Raw genomic sequence first — 505 nt, forward strand, 5'->3', positions numbered from 1 at the left:
TTCACGCAACATTCGGCACAAAGACAGTCGACGACATCGTCCAAACATTCGTATTCAGCGACACAAAAAAGAATGCGGCCTTCACGGCGCTGAGTAATGAGTCCTGCAGAGGCTAAACTGGAAATATGATGAGAAAGTGTGGATGCAGGAATACCGAGTTTTTCTTGCACACCGCCTACCGCAATGCCTTTATAGCCCGCTTTAACGACTTCTTTATAAATGCATAGACGGGTAGGGTGCCCTAATTCTTTTAATGCTTTAGCGACGGCTTCTAGCTCCATACTGACCTCTAAACTGACCAACGTTAAATGTGTTTCGATAATAGGGAAACTCGCCTTGAATGCCAACTTTTCTGGTTTGACTCTGTGTGATTTCAGGCGAGTTTCATACCGACTCATACTGTGATGACAAAAATTGTCTCCTCCAATGAGACAGATCAATGTGCATTATTATTTCACCCCACGTTCAAACTTCCTCTCCTACACTCTTTGATGAGTTGTTAGTT

At 43.6% G+C, this 505-nt stretch carries 1 protein-coding gene; it reads right to left on the bottom strand.

Annotation, left to right across the window (positions count from 1 at the left end):
- On the bottom strand, positions 1 to 281 hold a 281-nt coding region (locus tag R7190_RS31200; protein ID WP_318138387.1), incomplete at its 3' end, for a metalloregulator ArsR/SmtB family transcription factor.
- Positions 282 to 505 lie beyond the last annotated feature (224 nt).

The sequence above is a fragment of the Vibrio sp. 1078-1 genome (genome assembly GCF_033340475.1).